A 21051-nucleotide genomic window follows, 5' to 3' on the forward strand; every position below is an offset into this window, starting at 1 on the left:
AGAATAAAGCATGATTAAAATTGAACAATTATCTAAAAAATATAAAGGTGCAGATGCATATTCTGTATCAGATTTAGATTTGTTTATCGATGAAAAAGAAATTTTTGGATTACTTGGCCCAAATGGAGCCGGAAAAACTACACTAATTTCGTTGTTATGCTCTTTAATAAAACCTACATCAGGATCATTTACTATAGATGGTTTAACGTATAAAAAACCTAATCAATTAAAACAATTAATTGGTATTGTACCTCAAGAGTACGCCTTATATCCTTCGTTAACCGCTAATGAAAATCTTCAGTATTTCGGTAGCATGTATGGCTTAAAAGGACAGCTATTAAAATCTAAAATAAGCCAGGCAATTGACACATTAGGTCTGTCAAAATTTGCTAACAAAAAAGTGAGTACATTTTCTGGAGGGATGAAACGTCGTATCAATTTAATCGCAAGTATTTTACACGAGCCTAAAGTATTATTTTTGGACGAACCAACAGTTGGGGTAGATGTACAATCTAAAAATGTAATTATTAAATACTTACAACTTTTAAATCAAAAAGGAACTACAATTATTTATACATCGCATCATTTAAATGAAGCTGAAGATTTTTGTACTAAAGTTGCTATTATAGATCATGGAAAAATAATATCTCAAGGGAAACCACAAGAATTAATTTCTAATCAAAAAAAGGCAAATAATCTTGAAGATGTATTTTTAGCCTTAACCGGGAAAGCATTAAGGGATCATGCATAAATTATGGGCTTCTACATATAAAGAGTTCTTATTGCTCACCAGAGATATTGGTGGTATTGCTATTTTATTTGTAATGCCAATTGTATTAATCATCACGATAACAATTATTCAGGATAGTAGTTTTAAAACGATTAGTGATACTAAGATCCCAATACTTCTTGTAAATAATGATAATGGTCTTGTTTCTGAGACTATAATTAACAGCTTAACAGAATCCAATACTTTTGAGGTCATTCAAAAAGATAAAGAGCAAGAAGCCAGAAATCTAGTGTTTAAGGGAAATTATCAACTCGCTATAATTATTCCAGAAAAGTTATCATCAGACTTAGAGAAAAAAGTCAATCAGAATGTAGAGGGTATTTTATCAAAATTTGGTCTGGAAGAAGAAAAAGAGATTCGACCAGAAGAAACTATATTAAATAAGGAGGTTAGACTATATTTTGATCCGGCAACTCAATTAACTTTTAAAAGTTCTGTAAAAAATGGTATTGATAAAATGATTTCTAAAATAGAAACACAATCTATTTACAAGGCTTTTCATGAACAAGTAGCAGAAGACGATACAGAGGTTATTTTTGAAACAGATAATTTTATCAGTTTTAAAGAAATAGCTCCAAAACAAGGAGACAAAGAGATTATTCCGAATTCTGCGCAGCACAATGTACCTGCCTGGACTTTATTTGCTATCTTTTTTATTATCGTACCATTATCTATAAATATTGTAAAAGAAAAAAATCAAGGAACTTTTGTGCGATTAAGAACAAATCCTGTATCCTATGCAATAGTATTAGGAGGAAAAACTACAGTATATCTGGCTGTTTGTCTCATACAATTTACTTTAATGTTAGCTATAGGAGTGTTTTTATTTCCGAAACTAGGTTTACCAACATTAGATGTATCAGGAAGAATAGTAAATCTATTTATTGTTGCTTTTTTTGCGGGCTTAGCAGCAATAGGTTTGGGGTTATTACTAGGAACTATTGCCAAGACACAAGAACAATCTGCTCCATTTGGAGCAACCTTTGTGGTTATCCTCGCTGCTTTGGGAGGTGTTTGGGTACCTGTTTTTGTAATGCCCAAATTTATGCAACTATTATCAAATATTTCGCCAATGAATTGGGGTTTAAATGCCTTCTATGATGTATTTTTGCGAAATGCCAACTTTATAGAAATTGTTCCAGAAATAATATTACTTTTATTATTTTTTATAATAACGGCCTTAATTTCTATTGTTTATAATGAAAAGAAAAATGCAGTCTAAAAATAACAAAGAAATAAGTTTTACCAGCCAGGTTAGAGTACGTTTTGTAGAAACTGATCCCTTAGGAATTGTTTGGCATGGTAATTATATTCAATATTTTGAAGATGGCAGAGAAGCTTTTGGAAGACATCACGGTATTTCATATTTAGATCAAAAAAAATTTGGTTATGCAACGCCAATCGTAAAATCTAGTACAGAACATAAACTACCTTTACGATATGGAGATATCGCTACCATAAAAACAATTTATGTAGATAGTCCAGCTGCTAAAATGATTTTTAGATATGAAATTTACAACCAAAATCATAAATTAGTCTGCACAGGAGAAACCGTGCAGGTGTTTGTTGAAGATATAGGGAATGGTGATTTATCACTAACAATTCCATCTTTCTTTATCAAATGGAAACAAAAAGAAGGCCTTATAAAATTGAATGAGTAAGATTTACGCTTCATATAATAATATAATATCATCACTTGGTTTTGACAGCGAAACTGTTGTACAGAATATTCATGACGAGAATTCGGGCTTGCGACGTATTGATGACAAAGACCTATTACCAAGTCCATTTTATTCTTCAATTATAAATACCGAAGATTTAGCTGCTAGTTTTAAGCAATTAAATAATAAAGGGCAGTTCACCCGTTTAGAGAAGATGATGATTTCTTCATTAAGTCAGGTTGTCAAAGCATCTAAAATTCCTTTAACAAATCGCGTTGGACTTATTATATCTACAACCAAAGGCAATATCGATGCTCTAAATAAAAACAATGGATTCCAAAAAGAACGAGCTTATTTAAGCACTTTAGGAAAAGTAATCAAAGAAACTTTAGGTTTTAAAAATGATGCAATAGTTGTTTCTAATGCGTGTGTTTCTGGAATTTTATCTATTGCAATTGCAAAACGCTATATTAACCATGGCACCTATGATGATGTTTTTATTGTTAGTGGGGATATGGTAAGTGAATTTATAGTAACTGGTTTCAATTCGTTTCAAGCACTAAGTGATGAGCCTTGTAAACCTTATGATAAAGATAGAAAAGGGGTTAATATAGGAGAAGTTGCTGCCAGTATTTTGATTACTAATACCAAAAAAAGGTTATCAAAAGAAGCAGTTGCTATTTTGGGTGAAGGCTCGTGTAACGATGCGAATCATATTTCTGGACCTTCCCGAACTGGTGAAGGTTTATATCGAAGTGTACAATCTGCTTTTAAAGAAGGAAATATTACGCATACCGACATTGATTACATTTCGGCCCATGGAACAGCAACACTGTTTAATGATGAAACAGAATCGATTGCATTTAACAGACTTAATTTAGGTAAAGTACCTTTAAATAGTTTAAAAGGCTATTTTGGTCATACATTGGGAGCCTCGGGATTAGTTGAAACGATTGTAGGGATGTATTCATTGCAAAAGAATACGCTATACACCTCATTAGGTTTTAAAGAACCCGGTACATCAGAACCATTAAACATCATTACAAAGACCACCCCAAAACAATTAAATATTTTTCTAAAAACCGCCTCCGGATTCGGAGGTTGTAATACCGCAGTTGTATTCCAAAAAATTAAATAACTTATATTTATAAAAGTATGTCAGTTCAAACTATAAAAGCTATAGACGCAATTCAGGAAGCACAAAAGATAGCCTTTGCACCTTTCGTTTTTCAAGCAACAATTTCTTTAAGAAAGCTTGGGGTTTTAAACCTTATTTTTGATAGAAGGAAAAAAGGAGGAATCACATTAGAAGATATTTCCAAAGAATTATCTATTAGCAATTATGGTATCGGTGTTTTATTAGAAATTGCCGAAAGCTCTAATATTGTTAGTAAAAGTGAAGACAATACTTACGAGTTAACTAATATTGGTTATTTTTTAAATTATAATAAAACCGTTGATGTTAATATCAATTTTACAAATGATGTCTGCTATAAAGGGCTATATCATTTAAACGATTCTATTAAAGAAGGGAAACCCGAAGGCTTAAAAGAATTAGGAAATTGGGATACCATATATGAAGGCCTATCACAATTAGATCCACAAATACAAAAATCCTGGTTTGAGTTTGATCACCATTATTCTGATGATATATTTCAGGATGCATTACAAATAGTTTTTAGAAAAAATCCAAAATTAATATTTGATATTGGTGCAAATACAGGAAAGTTTGCTATTAGTTGTTGCAATTATAATAATGATGTTTCTATAAAAATGATTGATTTACCTGGTCAATTAAAAAAGGCCCTTGCTGCGGTAAAAAACAATCAATTTGAAAACCGTGTTACCAGTCATGAAATAGATTGGTTATCCGAAAACCCAAAAATTCCAACTGGGGCAGATACTATATGGATGTGTCAATTTTTAGATTGTTTTTCTAAAGAAGAAATTCTAAAAATATTAAAAGTTTGTGTAGAATCTATGGATGACAACACAGAACTATTAATTATGGAAACATACACCGACAGACAAAAATTTGATAATGCAAAATTTATCTTAGAAGCTACATCATTGTATTTTACAGTACTGGCAAATGGAAATAGTAAAATGTATAAAGCTACTGAATTGATTGAATTAGCAAACGAAGCCGGGTTAGTTATAAAAGAAGATTTGGCTGTAGGAGAATACCATACCATATTTGTCTGTAAAAAAAAGTAACCGATTTATGGAGTCTGGATTTTATATAAAATCATTCTGTCACATAAAAGATAATAAAATCTCTTTAAACGGATCTGTTATATATGACGATAAAGATGCTTTAGATTTTTTAGAATTTATTAAAGCAGCTTATAGAAGTTTTGACACTAAATATCCTAAATTCTTTAAAATGGATGGATTAAGTAAGCTTGCTTTTTTGGCATCAGATCTTATCCTGCAAGAAGAAAAATTAAATATAGAAGACGAAAATAACATTGCTATTGTATTTTCAAATAAATCATCTAGTTTAGATACCGATGAAAAACATCAGGAATCTATACAAAATAAAGACAATTACTATCCCAGTCCTGCTGTTTTTGTTTATACATTACCCAATATCTGTATTGGTGAGATTAGTATAAAATATAAACTTCATTCTGAAAATAGTTTTTTTATCTTTGACAGCTTTAATGCCGAATATTTATCAGACTATACAAATAGTCTATTATCAGCAAATAAAGCTAATGAAGCTCTTTGTGGTTGGGTAGAATTTGATGGAGTAGCATATGACGCATTTTTATATCTGGTTTCTAGAGAAGGAACCACAATACATACTAAACAAAATATAGTAAATTTATATAATACATAATATGGAGGTTTTAAAACAAGAACTAAAGGAAAACATTATTGAGCAATTAAATCTTGAAGATATTGCTGTTGAAGATATTGCTGATGACGATATTCTTTTTGGTGATGGTTTAGGTTTAGACTCAATTGATGCATTAGAATTAATTGTAATGTTAGATAAAAACTACGGTATTAAATTAACCGACCCTAAAGAAGGACGTGAAATTTTTGCATCTATAGAAGTAATGGCAAAATACATTTCTGAACATAGAACAAAATAAATTTTATTTATATTTAAATGAGTAAAGGTGTTGCTATAACCGGAATGGGAATAATTTCTGCTATCGGAAACAATGTTGCAGAAAATTACCAATCACTTATTAATGGTAAAAAAGGAATCTCTAGAGTTTCTAAAATTGACACCATTCATAAAGATGATATTATGGTTGGTGAAATTGCATCTACAAATCTGGAGTTAGAACAACAATTGGGTCTAACTCCTGATAATAATTACTCAAGAACGGCTTTATTAGGTGCTATTGCTGCTAAGCAAGCAATACAAGATGCTAGAATTTCTGATATCGATACTTATAAAACAGGATTAGTTTCGGCAACCAGTGTTGGTGGGATGGATATGACAGAAACGTATTATTATGATTATCTTGAAAACAAAAGCACCCAAAAATATATCGAAGGTCACCATGCCGGAGATTCTACTCAAAAAATTGCAGAACAATTAGGAATCGAAAAAAGCCTGGTAACTACAATAAGTACGGCTTGTTCTTCTGCTGCAAACGCTATAATGCTTGGTGCCCGATTGATTAAGTCGGGAAAACTAGACAGAGTTGTTGTGGGTGGTTCTGATTGTTTGTCTAAGTTTACCATTAACGGGTTTAAAACTTTAATGATCTTATCAGACACGTACAATACTCCTTTTGATGAAAATAGAAAAGGACTTAATCTAGGTGAAGCTGCGGCTTTCTTAGTATTAGAATCTGATGAAGTTATTGCTGCAGAAAAAAAAGAAGTATTAGGATATGTTAAAGGATATGGTAATGCAAATGATGCCTATCATCAAACTGCATCTTCAGAAAATGGAGATGGAGCAACTTTGGCAATGCAAAAAGCTTTAAAAGTTGCAGCATATACAGCAAATGATATTGATTACATTAATGCGCATGGGACAGCAACAGGAAATAATGATTTATCCGAAGGGCGTGCTATTCTAAGAGTCTTTGGTGAAGAAATTCCCGATTTTAGTTCTACAAAAGCATATACAGGACACACATTGGCCGCTGCAGGAGCTATCGAAGCTGTTTACGCAATATTAGCGCTTCAACATAATATCATCTATCCTAATCTTAATTTTAAAACTCAGATGAAAGAGTTTGATATTACACCACAATTAGAACTCAAAGAAAAAGAATTACATACAGTGTTGTCTAATTCCTTAGGTTTTGGAGGTAATTGTTCTACCATAATTTTTTCAAAAGAACAATAGCAAAATTGTAAACAAAGGGGTAATACCTAATATACAAAAACTGTTTAATTAAAGAGATATGAGTGCAGTCTATATAACCGGTATCGGATCTATTTCATCTCAAAAAACTTTTGACAATACCGAGTTTTTGAAAGAAATCAATACCTATACAGATAATGTGATTTCTGTGGTTAACCCAAATTATAAAGAATATATTCCTCCTGCAGCAGCACGTAGAATGGCAAAAGGTATTAAAATGGGAGTTGTTGCCTCTAGAATTGCATTAGCAGACGCGAACATAGACAATGTTGATGCTATTATTACAGGAACAGGAATGGGATGTGTTAGGGATTCAGAAAAATTTGTTAGTGCAATTATAGATAATAACGAACAATACCTCACTCCTACTTCATTTATACAATCAACTCATAATACAGTTGGTGGGCAAATCGCTCTAGGGCTTCAGTGTAAAGGTTACAATTTTACATATGTACATGCAAGTGTATCTTTTGAATCGGCATTATTAGATGCCCAATTACAGCTAGAAAATGATGAGGCCAATACTATTCTAATCGGAGGCGTTGATGAACATGGTGATCATACGATTACGATTCACAAGCTCATTAACCACATCAAATTAGAAAAAACCGATTCTACCAAAGTGTTGAATTCTAAAACAGAGGGAGCAATATTTGGTGAAGGTGCAAACTTCTTTGTCGTATCAAATAAAAAACAAGACTCGAGCTATGCCGAAGTTATAGCAGTACAAACCTATAATACATTATCAGAAACCGAAGTCTCTCATGCAGCTCAACTATTTTTAGAGGATAACAACTTAGGTATTGACGATATAGATGCTATTGTATTAGGTAATAATGGAGATGTACAATACGATGCGTTTTACAATGAGTTAAGTCTAAATCTATTTAAAGACACACAACAGGTATATTACAAGCATTTATGTGGTGAATTTAATACCGCATCGTCTTTTGGAGTGTGGTTAGCTTCAAAAATCCTGAAAACACAAGAATTACCAGAAGTAGTTAGGTTAAATAAAAAATCGACATCGAACTTTACTACTATTTTATTATACAATCAATACAGAGGAGAGAATCATAGTTTCACTTTACTGCGTAAATGCTAAATTTTAAATCCGTAAATAGAATAACAGCACTTGCTTTTTTGGTTTTACATATAACCAATTACTCATTAGAAATACCGGTATGGTTTTATTTCTTATTGGCTTTTATATGGTTACTTATTACAATGGCTGGTTCTGGACTTATACAATGGAATTATCATTTCACTTCTCTTAATGCAAATAAGGATATAAAAAATAATCAAGTTGCTATTACTTTTGATGATGGGCCAAACCCCGAATTTACACCTCAAGTCTTAAAACTCTTAAAACAGTATAATGCAAAAGCTACTTTTTTTTGCATTGGCAAACACATTGAGATGTATCCCGAATTAATTAAAGAAAGTATCAAACAAGGGCATGTTATTGGTAATCATACGTATTCGCACCCTAACTCTTTTGGTTTTTTAAAAACAGGAGAAGTAATTTCAGAGCTACAACAAACCAACGCTATAGTAAAAGAAGTAACCGGGCTAGCTATGCGACTATACAGACCTGCTTTTGGTGTAACAAATCCAAGAATTAAAAGAGCATTAAAAGTCACAGGATTACAACCTATTGGATGGAATATCAGATCTCTGGATACAACATCCAGAAGTTCGGATAAAGTACTAAAACGAATAACTAAAAAACTATCCAAAGGTGATGTCATTTTACTTCATGATACAAGCTTAAAAACAATTATTGTTTTGGAACAGTTATTGTTATTTTTACAACAACAAAATATAGAATCGGTTACAATAGATTCTTTATTTAAGATAAAAGCATATGCCTAAAATTGTTTATTTAATACTATTTATAGCTACTACTCTATCTGCTCAAACTAAAATGAGCACTATAGAAGCCGATGCCTTAAAAACAAAAGTAAAAGCTCTTGCCACCACAACAAAAACTATTTCGAGTGATTTTACACAATACAAACACTTGGATTTTTTATCGAATGATATTATCACAACAGGAAAACTTGCTTTTAAAACACCAGATGTTGTAAAATGGGAATATATAGAACCTTTTAAATATTCTGTGTTATTTAAAAACAAGACACTATATATTAATGATGAAGGCAATAAAAGTAACATTGATATTGGGTCTAGTGAGCAGTTTAAGCAATTGAACAAACTTATTATTAATAGCGTAAAAGGAGATATGTTTAATGATGAGGAGTTTGATATCAGTTATTATAAAAACCAGGAAAATAGCGAGGTGCATTTTAGTCCAAAGGACAAAAAATTCAAAAAGTTTATTAAAGCATTTCATATAACATTTAACTCCAAAGGCGATGTTATTGAAGTAAAAATGATAGAGCCTTCAAATGATTACACCAGAATAGTATTTAGCAATAGAGTTTTAAACACACCTTTGGCAGATGAGATATTTGCTCATTAGTTTTTGTTTTATATGTATAGGATGTGCTTCCTATCCTAAGAAAAATAATTTCATTAAAAGAGAAGCATCTGATATAGAAGTAAGAAATTTCTATTTTTCAGATAAGACGCAAGATTATGTGTATAAAGCAAACATTGATGTTTACAAAAAACATTTTGGCGGGATTTTTATTGTAAAAAAGATTGAAGATAATAATCATCGTATTGTCTTTACTACAGAAATGGGAAATAAAATTTTTGACTTTTCATTTATTAACGAAAGCTTTACCGTAAATTACATCTTAGAAGACTTCAATAAAAAGATTTTAATAAACATTTTAAAAAAAGATTTTAAAGCATTGATTGAAGAAACTCCTATCCTTTTAAATACATTTTCACATCAAAACGATGTTGTTTTTGAAACTGAAATTAATAACAATAAACACTATTATTACAATACAAATAACGCAATTCATAAAATTGTTAGAACTGGGAATAGAAAAGAAAAAGTAGTTTTTACATTTTCAGAAATTAGTGATACTATTGCAAATCTAATTACGATTGAGCATAAGAATTTAAAGCTTAAAATTAATTTAAAATCGATTCAAAAATGAGAAATCTTTTATTGGTCATAACCTTTCTTGGTGTTTTTGGAGCTATCTCTGCACAAAACAAGACATCTTTTGGATTAAGAGGTGGGGTTAATATTTCGGATCTTTCTAATGCTAATTTAGAATCTAAAGCGGGGATTTATATAGGAGCTTTTTTACATTTCAGATTCTCAGAACTATATGCTCTTCAACCCGAAGTGGGATATTCTAACCAAGGGGGTAACAACAAATTTTCAAATGGAGATGATCTCGAAATCCATTACGTTTCAATATCTGCTACTAACAAATTTTTTGTTAGAAATACAGGATTACATTTGATCATTGCACCAAGCCTTGATTTTGATTTTGACGACACCCCCGTAAGTCTTGTAAACAGAGAAGAAGGTAATGACATTACCTTTGTAGACCTTTCTATTGCAGCAGGTCTTGGTTACGAATTTAAAAACGGAATTGCTATAGAAGCTAGATATAAGCATGGTACATTAGATGTTTTTTCTGGTGATTTTCATGATTTTTCAACACAATCTATATACGAAGAAAAGAATCAATTTAATCGCGTTTTTCAAATTGGCCTATCGTATAGATTTAATTTCTAATTACATATGTTACTAAAAGATTTTTACACCGCAAATACATTAGAGACTGTTGAAAATATGTCGACAGCAACTATTACCATCAACAAAAACCATGAGATTTTCAAAGGGCATTTTCCAGGAAATCCTGTAACACCAGGTGTTTGCATGATGCAAATCATAAAAGAATTAACAGAAGGTATTGTAGATAAAAAACTATTTATGCAATCCTCTAGTAATATTAAATTTATGGCTATTATAAATCCGGAAAAAAATCCAGATTTAGTTTTAACTTTAGATATTACCCAAACAGATGATACCTATAAAGTAAAAAATGTAACTACATTTGAAGATACAGTTGCTTTAAAATTAACAGCTAATTTTAAAACACAATAAATCTAAACATAAAACGAACATTAAAATATTTAAATTTTTTAATGATAGAATGTAGCGCCTAATACGTTCTTAATTTTATAATTAATATATTATCAAATAATTACCAAAACCTAAACGAGTGAAATTTTTGATTGCATTCATATCATTATTATCTTTTACTATGCTATCGATAGATTTGGATACCATAAGAATTGCATATAAAGAAGCTGCTCATGACAAAACAAAAGTAGCTGCACTTAATGAGCAACTTGCACCTGTAAATAAAGAAGATGATATTGTTTTGGTGGCTTACAAAGGAGCCGCTATTACATTGCAGGCGAAATATGAAAAAAGTATAAAAGAAAAAAAACGACTGTTTATAGAAGGAGTTTCATATATCGAATTTGCTATAGAGAAGTCACCAAATGCTGTCGAACCTCGTTTTATACGTATAGGAATCCAGGAAAACACTCCTAGATTGCTAAAATATAAATCCAATATAAAAGAAGATAAATTATTTCTGCTTAAACAATACAAGACGATAAAACCTAAAATTTTAAAAAAGCATATCGGTGAGTATATTTTGCAATCGAAAGCTTTTAGTGATGAAGAAAAAGCAGTAATTTTAGTTCCTTAAAAATTGAAACACTTCAATTGAGTGATAAAAGAGTTTACAAAACAAAAAATCGACCTATTCAACGTATGTGTAATAATTCCTACCTACAATAATTGTAAAACATTACGACGGGTTATAGATGGTGTATTATTTTACACTAAAAATATTATTGTTGTAAACGATGGGGCTACAGATACTACTCGGGAGATATTAAAAGAATATCCTCAAATTCAACAAATCCATCTACCAAAAAACAAAGGGAAAGGCAATGCTTTGCGCGTTGGGTTTGCAGCTGCACAAAAACAAGGTTTTAAGTATGCAATTACGATAGATTCTGATGGCCAGCATTTTCCCGAAGATATTCCTGCTTTTATTACAGCTTTAGAAAAATCAGAAAACAAAAACATCTTGCTCATTGGTGCAAGAAATATGAATCAGGAAAGTGTTCCTAAAAAAAGTAGCTTCGGAAATAAGTTTTCTAATTTCTGGTTTTGGGTAGAAACGGGTACAAAACTTCAGGATACTCAATCTGGATATAGACTATATCCACTAGAAGAATTAGCAAAATTGAATTTTTATACCTCAAAATTTGAATTTGAAATAGAAGTTATTGTAAAAGCAGCATGGAGAGATGTAATTGTAAAAAATATTCCGATACAAGTATTATATGATGAAACCGAAAGGGTATCACATTTTAGGCCTTTTAAAGATTTTACCCGAATAAGTATTCTTAATACTTGGTTGGTTACGGTAGCTTTTTTATATATAAAGCCAAGAAATTTATTCCGGAAAGTTAAAAAAAAAGGAATAAAACGTTTCTTTTTTGAAGATTTCTTAGAAAGTCAGGATTCCCCACAAAAAAAAGCATTATCGGTAGCTCTGGGAGTTTTTATAGGGGTGTCACCTCTATGGGGATTTCACACCGTACTTGTACTCTTTTTAGCTGTCGTTTTAAAACTAAATAAGGTAATTGCTTTTGCTTTTTCTAATGTAAGTTTACCCCCTTTCATTCCTTTTATCGTTTTTATGAGTTTAAAAGTCGGTAGTTTTGTTTTAGGAGAACCTCAGCCATCATTCACCAATATTGGTGAAAATTTTGAAATGATAAAAAGCCTAAAAACCTATATTGTAGGTAGTTTTACCTTAGCCATAATTTCTGCTATTACTATAGGAATTTTAGGATATGTATTTCTTATCATTTTTTATAAAAAAAATAATGCATCATAATGGATAGCTTTTTTTATAGTTTATACACCTCTATTGTTTCCAAAAAAGTTGTAAGTTTTGGAATATTTATACTCATTATTTCGGGTTTATTATTTATAGCTTCAAAAATTCAATTTGAAGAAGATATCACCAAATTGATTCCTACAAATGATAAGACTTCTGAGATTCAAAAAGTACTAAAATCCGTAAATTTTGCTGATAAAATTATAGTAAATATCACACGCCAACCAGAAGGATCGGTCGATGATCTCACTCAATATGCAGCACAATTTATTGATAGCGTTACTCTAAGATCTGGTAAGCACATTACCCAAATCCAAGGTAAGGTCGAAGAAGAAGATATTTTTAATACTTTGGATTTTGTGTACAAAAATCTCCCTCTTTTTTTACAAGAAAATGATTATGAAGACATTAAAAATAAAATTCAAAAAGATAGCATCGAAGCTATCACAAATAGTAATTATAAAACTTTAATTTCTCCTACGGGAATTATTGCAAGAGATAATATTTTAAAGGACCCTTTGGGATTATCATTTATTGCCTTAAAAAAATTACAGCAACTTAGTTTTGGTGATGATTTCACATTACACAATGGTTTTTTACTTAGTAAAGATCAAAATCATGTTTTATTATTTATTACTCCTAAGTTAAAATCTAGCGAAACAGACAAGAATGCCAAATTTGTAGAGGATCTTTATCAAATAAACAATCAACTTAATGATCATTTTAAAGGTAAAGTACAAAGTGAAAATTTTGGAGGTGCTTTAATCGCTGTAGCAAATGCTAAACAAATAAAACGCGATATCCAACTAACCATTAGTATCGCTATTACGATTTTATTAATCATACTTATCTTCTTTTATAGAAAAATTACTATTCCGATTATTTTATTTGTTCCAACAATTTTTGGAGGGCTATTAGCAATTGCTTTATTGTTCTTAATTCGTGCAAAAATTTCTGCAATATCACTGGGTATCGGTTCTGTACTATTAGGGGTTACTTTGGATTACTCACTTCATATCCTAACACACATAAGAAGTAACACTAATATAAAAGCAGTTTATAAAGAAATTACTACTCCGGTTTTAATGAGTAGTTTAACCACCGCTTTAGCATTTTTATGTTTATTATTTTTAGAATCACAAGCACTTCAGGATTTAGGTATTTTTGCAGCAATTAGTGTTGTAGGATCTTCTTTTTTTGCATTAATTTTTATCCCTCAGGTATATAAAAGCACTTCTCAAAAAAGGCCAAAAACAACACTCATAGATAATGCCGCTCAATATCCTTTACACAAAAACAAATGGGTAATTATAACATTAACATTATTACTAATAGTAAGTCTGTTTACTTATAATAAAGTACAATTTAACAATGATATTTCTAAGCTAAACTTTGAGCCGCAAGAGTTAAAAGAGGCACAATTAAGATTAGATGCTTTAACTAATATTGCCTCAAAATCAATTTATCTGGCGGCCTATGAAAATTCGGAGCAAGGTACTTTACAGGTAAATGATAAGATTTTTGAAAAGCTACAACTACTAAAAGATGAAGGAAAAGTAATCGATTTCAGCTCTATCGGATCTTTAATTTATTCAGAAAAAACTCAAAAAGAAAGAATCTCGAAATGGAATTCTTTTTGGAACGCAAACACAATAGCTAGCACAAAAACTAATCTTATTGAAAGCGGAAATAAATTAGGTTTTAAACCTACTAGTTTTAATGCATTTTATACGCTCCTGGAATCGAATTTTGAGCCTTTAAAAATCAAAGACTACAATGCCTTAAAAACGATTTCTATAGCAGATTATATAACAACAAAAGAGGATTTTGTCACAGCAACAACGCTCGTTAAAGTAAAAGATGAAAATGCACAGCATGTAGTTGACCTTTTTAAAGATCAACCTCAGACCATAGTTATCGACAGGAAACATATGAATGAAACCTTTTTAGGGAATCTAAAAAATGACTTTAACAAACTAGTTGGTTACTCATTAATTGTTGTATTACTTATCCTTTTATTCTTTTACAGAAGCTTATCTCTCACCTTGGTAACAAGTATTCCTATAGCGATCACTTGGTTGCTAACCATTGGTATAATGGGATTATTCTCATTAGAGTTTAACATCTTTAATATTATAATTTCGACCTTTATTTTTGGTCTGGGGATTGACTATAGTATTTTTATGACTAATGGGTTACTACATGAGTATAGAACCGGAGAAAAAGCATTAGCAACTCATAAAACATCTATTATTTTATCTGTTATCACTACTATTTTAGGAGTAGGTGTTTTAATATTTGCTAAACATCCTGCTCTATATACGATATCATTACTTTCTATTATCGGAATATTATCTGCAATTGTTATTTCATTCACCATCCAACCTCAATTATTTAGGCTTTTTATCGGTAGTAAGACAAAAAGACCGATAACACTCAGATTATTTATACATTCTGTTCTTTCTTTTTGTTATTATGGTATCGGAGGCTTACTGCTTTCACTATTTAGTGTATTTCTGATAAAAATTATCCCGTTACCTAAAAAAATAAAAATGAAATGGTTTCATAAAATAATGTCAAAATTTATGGGATCAGTACTATATACAAATCCATTTGTACGTAAAACGATTATAAATCAAAGTAATGAAACCTTTGATAAACCAGGAGTTATTATTGCCAATCATACTTCTTTCTTAGATATTTTGGCGATAGGAATGTTATATCCAAAAATTATTTTTCTGGTAAACGATTGGGTATACAACTCTCCTGTTTTTGGAAAAGCAGTACAATTAGCTGGTTTTTATCCTGTATCTAGTGGTATAGAGAATGGATTAGAGCATTTAAAGAAGAAAGTGGATCAAGGTTACTCACTTATTGCCTTTCCTGAAGGAACAAGATCTAACACCAATAAAATTAAACGATTTCACAAAGGAGCATTTTATCTGGCAGAGCAATTTGGATTAGACATCATTCCCATACTTATACATGGAAATTCTGAAGTACTCCCCAAAGGAAGTTTTATTATTAAAGATGGTAGCATAACCATCAAAATACTCGATAGGATAAAAGCAAACGATACTAGTTTTGGCGAAAACTATGCTAGAAAAACAAAACAAATTGGGGCATATTTTAAAAGCGAATTCGGAAAACTTAGAAATGAGATAGAGCACGATGGATATTTCAACAAAATTATTCTCGAAGAATATCGATACAAAGGTGACCCTCTTTATAAAGAAGTACTAAAAGATTTAAAAGCGAATAAAGAGATTTACAAAATAATTATAGACACGGTCGAAAAAAAAGAAACTATACTTCATATTTCAAAAGATTCGGGTCAATTAGATTTTCTGTTATCTTTAGATAGTCCAGACAGAAAGATTATTAACTATATAGAAAACAAAAACACTAGAGATATTGTTAAAAACAGCTATATTACTAATAATCATAGTAAAATTATTTGTGTCGATAATGTAGAAGAAACAATGACATATGATGCAAATGTTCTTATTCTAAATTTAGCTACGATTACAGAGAATGAATTAGAAAAAATACTAAGCAGTAAAATTAATCTGTTAGTTTTACTAAACGAAAGTCAAAATATACATACACAGATAATTACTAATTTGGGATTCGAGATCAGGCACCAAAAGAATAATCTGGTTATTTTAAAAAATAAAGAAAATTAAAGAATGAAACGAGCATTAAGAAATTTCAACAATTATTTCATAAAAGAAAATGTTTAAATTTTTAATGCGAGAACGTAGTGGTTACATATGTTCTCAATTTTATAATTAATTTATTAATAATAAATTACTAAAATTTAAACGTGTGAAAGAGCATTATGATATTGTAATTATTGGAAGTGGTTTGGGTGGTTTGGTTTCTGCTATCATTTTAGCCAAAGAAGGCTATAGTGTATGTGTATTAGAAAAAAACAATCAGTATGGAGGGAATTTACAAACCTTTGTAAGAGACAAAACTATTTTTGATACAGGAGTACACTATATTGGTGGGCTTTCTGAAGGTCAAAATCTATATCAATATTTTAAATACATTGGTATCATCGATGATTTAAAATTAAAAAAACTCGATGAAGACGGTTTTGATATCATAACTTTTGAAGGTGATGAAAAAGAATACAGACATGCTCAAGGGTATGAAAATTTTATAAAAATTTTAGTGGATCAATTTCCAGACGAAGAAGAAGCTATTATAACCTATTGTAATAAATTAAAAGAAACATGTCGTAAATTCCCACTGTATCAGTTAAAACAGGGGAAGCCTTACTTTGATGATACTGAAATTTTTGGTCTCAATGCGAAATCTTATATCAATTCTATTACAGATAACAAAAAACTACAAGGAGTTCTTGCAGGAACAAATTATTTATATGCTGGAGACAGTGATCGTACTCCTTTTTATGTACACGCTTTATGTATTAACTCATATATCGAAAGTTCATATCGGTGTATAAATGGAGGAAGTCAGATTACAAAAGTCTTAATTAAAAGATTAAAAGAACATGGTGGCGAAACATACAAACACCATGAGGTTACTAAATTTGGATTTGACGATGGTAAAATTAGTTCTGTTACGTGTAAAAATGGTAAAGAAATAAAAGGAGACTTGTTTATTTCTAATATTGAGCCAAAACTCACTTTAAAATTAGCAGGAGAGAATAAATTTAGAAAATCATATGCCAATCGAGTACATAAGATTGAAAGCACAATCGCCGCTTTTACATTATATATCGTATTAAAACCTAACACTTTTACTTACCAAAACAAAAATTTCTATCATTTTAATCATCCAGATAGAGTATGGGATACACAAAGTTATACCGATGAAAGTTGGCCAGAAGGATATATGATGACTATGGGGGTTAATAAAAACACAGATGAATATGGAGATAGTATTGCTGTAATGACCTATATGCGTTATGAAGAAGTTGAGCCTTGGGAAAACACATTTAATACGGTAGCTAATAAAAATGAAAGAGGACAAACCTATGAAGAATTTAAAGCTGAAAAAGCTGAAAAAATCATTATTGAATTAGAGAAAAAATTTCCAAACATAAGAGATTGTATTCAAGAAACATATACCTCGACACCATTATCCTACAGAGATTATATTGGTAGTAATGAAGGTTCGATGTATGGTTATGTTAAAGATGTTAATAAACCAATGCACTCTTTTTTATCTCCTAAAACCAAAATCAAAAACCTAATGTTTACGGGGCAGAGTTTAAATATGCACGGTATTTTGGGAGTCACTATTAGTGCCGTTACTACTTGTTCAGAAATAATAGGTAAAGATTACTTACTGGATAAAATACTAGAAGCCAACAAAGAACAAAAAACGATTTAGATTATGAGAATAACAAAAATAACAAGCATCTAAAAAAACAAAGAAGTATGTTCTTAAAAACATCTTGTTTTACAAAATGGTTGTGCTTTTTTGCACTCTTTTTTCTGTTAATGTCATGTGGTGTATCTAAATCTATAAAAGATATTCCAGATGTTAGTAGCTATTCTTCTTTTATTGAAAAAAGAATCAAAGTTTCGGATTCTGTTTTTACTATCGGAAATAGCTTTCTTAGTAAAAACAAGCAAGGTTTATGGGAGCTTTATGTAGAAGGAGATCCTTTACAAATAGGGTTACAAACCGGAAGTCTGACACAAGAGCTATTTAAAAAACAAGAGCATGCTTTTTTATCTAAGGTAGGAGAATTAGTACCTTCAAAAACAAAACAATATTTATTAAGAAAAGTTGTAGCCTGGTATAACAGGAAAATGTATTTACATATTCCTGCAGAGTATAAAGCAGAAATATACGGACTTTCAAAATATGCATCAAACGATTATAATCATATAGCAGAAAACTACTTAAGAATACTGTATCTTCATGGTGCACATGATATAGGACATGCTTTGCAGGATTTAGCATTAGTAGGATGTTCTTCATTTGCCGCCTGGGGAGAAAAAACCGTAGATGGCGATTTGATCATTGGTAGGAATTTTGATTTTTATGCTGGTGATGACTTTGCCAAAGATAAAATCATTGCTTTTGTAACTCCAACAAAAGGTCATAAGTTTATGTCTGTAACCTGGGGAGGAATGATTGGTGTAGTTTCGGGAATGAATGAGCATGGACTTACAGTAACTATAAATGCAGGAAAATCTAAAATTCCTTTATTAGCAAAAACACCAATTTCAATTTTGGTTCGTGAGATTTTACAATATGCCTCGACAATAGACGAAGCGATAGCAATAGCAAAAAAACGAGAAGTCTTTGTATCTGAATCGATATTTATTGGAAGTGCAAAAGATAAAAAAGCAATCACTATTGAAGTATCTCCCAAAAACTTTGGTGTTTACGATGTCGCGAACTCTAATCAACTAATTTGCTCTAATCATTTTCAAAGTGAGGCCTATTCTGATGATCAAAACAATATAAAACATATCGAAGAAAGCCATTCTCAATATCGCTATAAAAGAATGCAGGAGTTATTACAACAGCAACCAAAAGTAACACCGCAAATTGCTGTGAATATCCTAAGAAACAAAGAAGGGTTAAACAACAAACAAATAGGGTATGGTAATGAAAAAGCTTTAAATCAATTATTGGCACATCATGGCATTGTTTTTAAACCAGAAGATCGTATGGTATGGGTGTCATCAAACCCATATCAATTGGGAGAATTTGTTGCTTATAACCTGAATGATATTTTTAATAAAAAGCATACAAAAACAACATTATCCCAATCTGAATTAAATATTGAAAAAGACCCTTTTCAATTTACTAAAGCGTATAAAGATTACGAAAATTACAGACGGTTACGTAAAGACCTTCAAAAAGCAATTGATAACAAAGAAATGTTAGCTCCCGCTTTTATCGGAACTTTTCGGAAGACTAATCCAGAGTATTGGGAAGTATATTATTTAATTGGTAGGTATTATTACGAAAAACAATATTATACTGCTGCATTGCATGCTTTTGAAGAAGCTGGCAACAAAGAAATTACGACAGTTCCCGACAAACGTGAAATTGATTCGTATATTAAAAAATTAAAAAGGAAATTAAAACAATGATTCCTGAAATAGAAAAAGCGTCGTTGGCTCAGATCAAAACGGTACAAGAGCAAGAATTAAAGAAATTAATATCGTATTTAGATACACATTCTACTTATTATCAGGGTGTTTTTGCAAAACATAATATTCTTCCTTCGACGATTAATACTCTAGAAGATTTAGTAAAAATCCCAGTTACTACCAAAGAGCAATTACAACAGTTTAATGATGATTTTATCTGTGTACCGAAAAGTGAAATCATAGATTATGTTACTACCTCTGGAACCCTGGGAGAGCCTGTTACTTTTGCATTAACTGATAATGATTTAAAAAGATTAGCTTATAATGAAGCCATTTCTTTTGCCTGTGCTGGTGTGCAAAAGGAAGACATCATGCAGTTAATGACAACTATCGACAGGCGCTTTATGGCGGGAATAGCCTATTTTCTGGGTGCTAGAAAATTAGGAGCTGGGATTATACGCGTAGGAGCTGGGATTCCCGAATTACAATGGGATTCTATTTTAAAATTTAAACCTACCTACTTAATCGTAGTTCCTTCATTTTTATTAAAATTAATTAAATATGCTCAAGAACACGATATTGATCTGAATGCTTCGGGAATAAAAGGTGCTATTTGTATAGGAGAATCTCTTAGAAATCAAGATTTTTCGTTAAATACACTTGCAAAAAAGATAAAAGACAGCTGGAACATAGAATTATACTCTACCTATGCATCTACAGAAATGAATACTGCTTTTACAGAGTGTAGCGAACAACAAGGAGGACATCATCACCCAGAGCTAATTATTGCAGAAATTCTGGATGATCATAATTGTCCTGTTCCTCCTGGTGAAGTAGGTGAACTTACTGTTACTACTCTGGGGGTAGAAGCAATGCCCTTATTACGATTTAAAACAGGAGATATGGTTAAGGCACATACTTCAAGTTGTGCATGCGGGCGTAATACCATGCGTTTGGGTCCAGTGGTAGGAAGAAAAAAGCAAATGATTAAGTATAAAGGAACAACTCTATATCCTCCCGCTATGGATAATATTCTCAATGATTTTAATGAAGTAGAGAATTATATCATCGAAATTTTTCATAATGCAATAGGTACAGATGAAATCTTAATCAAAATAGTTACACAAACCCCTACAGAAGATTTACTGCATGATATAAAAGATCATTTTAGAGCAAAGCTTAGAGTATCTCCAAAAATTGAATTTCATGATAAAAAAGACATTCAGAAACTTCAATTCCCTAAACTGAGTAGAAAACCTGTAATTGTTATTGATAAAAGAGAAATAGAATAATACCTTTT

20 protein-coding genes are annotated in these 21051 nt (G+C 30.9%); all 20 read left to right on the forward strand.

The features are described from left to right. The first annotated feature begins 10 nt into the window (after window positions 1-10). The 20 genes from NNH57_RS12130 to flxY all read left to right on the forward strand — a co-directional run bounded on the left by NNH57_RS12130 (window position 11) and on the right by flxY (window position 21043). Window positions 11-751: an ABC transporter ATP-binding protein gene (locus NNH57_RS12130; RefSeq protein ID WP_074407507.1), complete on the forward strand. Its 741-nt coding sequence runs from the start codon at window positions 11-13 to the stop codon at window positions 749-751. Continuing rightward, window positions 744-2012 (forward strand): ABC transporter permease, encoded by a 1269-nt coding sequence (locus NNH57_RS12135; RefSeq protein WP_108807404.1) that lies wholly within the window; start codon window positions 744-746, stop codon window positions 2010-2012. The genes NNH57_RS12130 and NNH57_RS12135 overlap by 8 nt, the downstream gene beginning before the upstream one ends. After that, window positions 1990-2451 carry an acyl-CoA thioesterase gene (locus tag NNH57_RS12140; protein WP_108807405.1) on the forward strand — a complete coding sequence of 154 codons (462 nt, stop codon included), beginning with the start codon at window positions 1990-1992 and terminating at the stop codon, window positions 2449-2451. Before NNH57_RS12135 ends, NNH57_RS12140 begins: the two co-directional genes overlap by 23 nt. Beyond that, window positions 2444-3589 carry a beta-ketoacyl synthase N-terminal-like domain-containing protein gene (locus NNH57_RS12145; RefSeq protein WP_108807406.1) on the forward strand — a complete coding sequence of 382 codons (1146 nt, stop codon included), beginning with the start codon at window positions 2444-2446 and terminating at the stop codon, window positions 3587-3589. Before NNH57_RS12140 ends, NNH57_RS12145 begins: the two co-directional genes overlap by 8 nt. 17 nt (window positions 3590-3606) lie before the next feature. Continuing rightward, window positions 3607-4668 (forward strand): methyltransferase, encoded by a 1062-nt coding sequence (locus tag NNH57_RS12150; protein WP_074407504.1) that lies wholly within the window; start codon window positions 3607-3609, stop codon window positions 4666-4668. Between the two features lie 7 nt (window positions 4669-4675). Next, window positions 4676-5296, forward strand: coding sequence for a 3-oxoacyl-ACP synthase (locus NNH57_RS12155; protein ID WP_074407692.1), 621 nt, complete (start codon window positions 4676-4678; stop codon window positions 5294-5296). Window position 5297: 1 nt separating this feature from the next. Then, a complete protein-coding gene (locus NNH57_RS12160; RefSeq protein ID WP_024771985.1) occupies window positions 5298-5555 on the forward strand; it encodes a phosphopantetheine-binding protein in 258 nt (85 codons plus the stop codon). 17 nt (window positions 5556-5572) lie between these two features. Further along, window positions 5573-6775: a beta-ketoacyl-[acyl-carrier-protein] synthase family protein gene (locus NNH57_RS12165; RefSeq protein ID WP_108807407.1), complete on the forward strand. Its 1203-nt coding sequence runs from the start codon at window positions 5573-5575 to the stop codon at window positions 6773-6775. A 58-nt stretch (window positions 6776-6833) separates the two neighbouring features. Continuing rightward, window positions 6834-7898, forward strand: a complete 1065-nt coding sequence (locus NNH57_RS12170; protein WP_108807408.1) for a beta-ketoacyl synthase N-terminal-like domain-containing protein — start codon at window positions 6834-6836, stop codon at window positions 7896-7898. Next, the gene (locus NNH57_RS12175; protein ID WP_108807409.1) at window positions 7892-8668 is read left to right on the forward strand and encodes a polysaccharide deacetylase family protein; all 777 of its coding nucleotides are present in this window, start codon (window positions 7892-7894) and stop codon (window positions 8666-8668) included. Before NNH57_RS12170 ends, NNH57_RS12175 begins: the two co-directional genes overlap by 7 nt. Then, on the forward strand, window positions 8661-9278 hold the full coding sequence (gene lolA2, locus NNH57_RS12180; protein ID WP_108807410.1) for a flexirubin biosynthesis/transport protein LolA2: 618 nt from the start codon (window positions 8661-8663) through the stop codon (window positions 9276-9278). The genes NNH57_RS12175 and lolA2 overlap by 8 nt, the downstream gene beginning before the upstream one ends. Then, entirely contained in the window at window positions 9259-9870 is a 612-nt protein-coding gene (gene lolB2 / locus NNH57_RS12185) for a flexirubin biosynthesis protein LolB2 (protein WP_074407499.1), read from the forward strand. Before lolA2 ends, lolB2 begins: the two co-directional genes overlap by 20 nt. Beyond that, entirely contained in the window at window positions 9867-10463 is a 597-nt protein-coding gene (locus NNH57_RS12190) for a porin family protein (RefSeq protein ID WP_074407498.1), read from the forward strand. Before lolB2 ends, NNH57_RS12190 begins: the two co-directional genes overlap by 4 nt. A 6-nt stretch (window positions 10464-10469) precedes the next feature. Continuing rightward, window positions 10470-10835 (forward strand): 3-hydroxyacyl-ACP dehydratase, encoded by a 366-nt coding sequence (locus tag NNH57_RS12195; RefSeq protein ID WP_025667410.1) that lies wholly within the window; start codon window positions 10470-10472, stop codon window positions 10833-10835. Window positions 10836-10953: 118 nt separating this feature from the next. After that, the gene (locus NNH57_RS12200; RefSeq protein WP_074407497.1) at window positions 10954-11451 is read left to right on the forward strand and encodes a hypothetical protein; all 498 of its coding nucleotides are present in this window, start codon (window positions 10954-10956) and stop codon (window positions 11449-11451) included. Between the two features lie 21 nt (window positions 11452-11472). Then, entirely contained in the window at window positions 11473-12657 is a 1185-nt protein-coding gene (locus NNH57_RS12205) for a DUF2062 domain-containing protein (protein ID WP_074407496.1), read from the forward strand. Next, window positions 12657-16346 carry an MMPL family transporter gene (locus NNH57_RS12210; protein ID WP_074407495.1) on the forward strand — a complete coding sequence of 1230 codons (3690 nt, stop codon included), beginning with the start codon at window positions 12657-12659 and terminating at the stop codon, window positions 16344-16346. The genes NNH57_RS12205 and NNH57_RS12210 overlap by 1 nt, the downstream gene beginning before the upstream one ends. A 142-nt stretch (window positions 16347-16488) precedes the next feature. Then, on the forward strand, window positions 16489-18027 hold the full coding sequence (locus NNH57_RS12215; RefSeq protein ID WP_074407494.1) for a phytoene desaturase family protein: 1539 nt from the start codon (window positions 16489-16491) through the stop codon (window positions 18025-18027). A 47-nt stretch (window positions 18028-18074) separates the two neighbouring features. Next, window positions 18075-19751, forward strand: a complete 1677-nt coding sequence (locus NNH57_RS12220; protein WP_074407493.1) for a C45 family peptidase — start codon at window positions 18075-18077, stop codon at window positions 19749-19751. Further along, a complete protein-coding gene (flxY, locus tag NNH57_RS12225) occupies window positions 19748-21043 on the forward strand; it encodes a flexirubin biosynthesis putative acyl-CoA ligase FlxY (RefSeq protein ID WP_074407492.1) in 1296 nt (431 codons plus the stop codon). The genes NNH57_RS12220 and flxY overlap by 4 nt, the downstream gene beginning before the upstream one ends. Window positions 21044-21051: the final 8 nt, after the last annotated feature.

Source organism: Aquimarina spinulae (assembly GCF_943373825.1).
Classification (GTDB): domain Bacteria; phylum Bacteroidota; class Bacteroidia; order Flavobacteriales; family Flavobacteriaceae; genus Aquimarina; species Aquimarina spinulae.

Excerpts from the sequence above, each read along its gene's own strand:
- NNH57_RS12130 (WP_074407507.1), top strand. The coding sequence starts at position 11 with ATGATTAAAATTGAACAATTATCTAAAAAATATAAAGGTGCAGATGCA.
- NNH57_RS12135 (WP_108807404.1), top strand. The coding sequence starts at position 744 with ATGCATAAATTATGGGCTTCTACATATAAAGAGTTCTTATTGCTCACC.
- NNH57_RS12140 (WP_108807405.1), top strand. The coding sequence starts at position 1,990 with ATGAAAAGAAAAATGCAGTCTAAAAATAACAAAGAAATAAGTTTTACC.
- NNH57_RS12145 (WP_108807406.1), top strand. The coding sequence starts at position 2,444 with ATGAGTAAGATTTACGCTTCATATAATAATATAATATCATCACTTGGT.
- NNH57_RS12150 (WP_074407504.1), top strand. The coding sequence starts at position 3,607 with ATGTCAGTTCAAACTATAAAAGCTATAGACGCAATTCAGGAAGCACAA.
- NNH57_RS12155 (WP_074407692.1), top strand. The coding sequence starts at position 4,676 with ATGGAGTCTGGATTTTATATAAAATCATTCTGTCACATAAAAGATAAT.
- NNH57_RS12160 (WP_024771985.1), top strand. The coding sequence starts at position 5,298 with ATGGAGGTTTTAAAACAAGAACTAAAGGAAAACATTATTGAGCAATTA.
- NNH57_RS12165 (WP_108807407.1), top strand. The coding sequence starts at position 5,573 with ATGAGTAAAGGTGTTGCTATAACCGGAATGGGAATAATTTCTGCTATC.
- NNH57_RS12170 (WP_108807408.1), top strand. The coding sequence starts at position 6,834 with ATGAGTGCAGTCTATATAACCGGTATCGGATCTATTTCATCTCAAAAA.
- NNH57_RS12175 (WP_108807409.1), top strand. The coding sequence starts at position 7,892 with ATGCTAAATTTTAAATCCGTAAATAGAATAACAGCACTTGCTTTTTTG.
- lolA2 (WP_108807410.1), top strand. The coding sequence starts at position 8,661 with ATGCCTAAAATTGTTTATTTAATACTATTTATAGCTACTACTCTATCT.
- lolB2 (WP_074407499.1), top strand. The coding sequence starts at position 9,259 with ATGAGATATTTGCTCATTAGTTTTTGTTTTATATGTATAGGATGTGCT.
- NNH57_RS12190 (WP_074407498.1), top strand. The coding sequence starts at position 9,867 with ATGAGAAATCTTTTATTGGTCATAACCTTTCTTGGTGTTTTTGGAGCT.
- NNH57_RS12195 (WP_025667410.1), top strand. The coding sequence starts at position 10,470 with ATGTTACTAAAAGATTTTTACACCGCAAATACATTAGAGACTGTTGAA.
- NNH57_RS12210 (WP_074407495.1), top strand. The coding sequence starts at position 12,657 with ATGGATAGCTTTTTTTATAGTTTATACACCTCTATTGTTTCCAAAAAA.
- NNH57_RS12220 (WP_074407493.1), top strand. The coding sequence starts at position 18,075 with ATGTTCTTAAAAACATCTTGTTTTACAAAATGGTTGTGCTTTTTTGCA.
- flxY (WP_074407492.1), top strand. The coding sequence starts at position 19,748 with ATGATTCCTGAAATAGAAAAAGCGTCGTTGGCTCAGATCAAAACGGTA.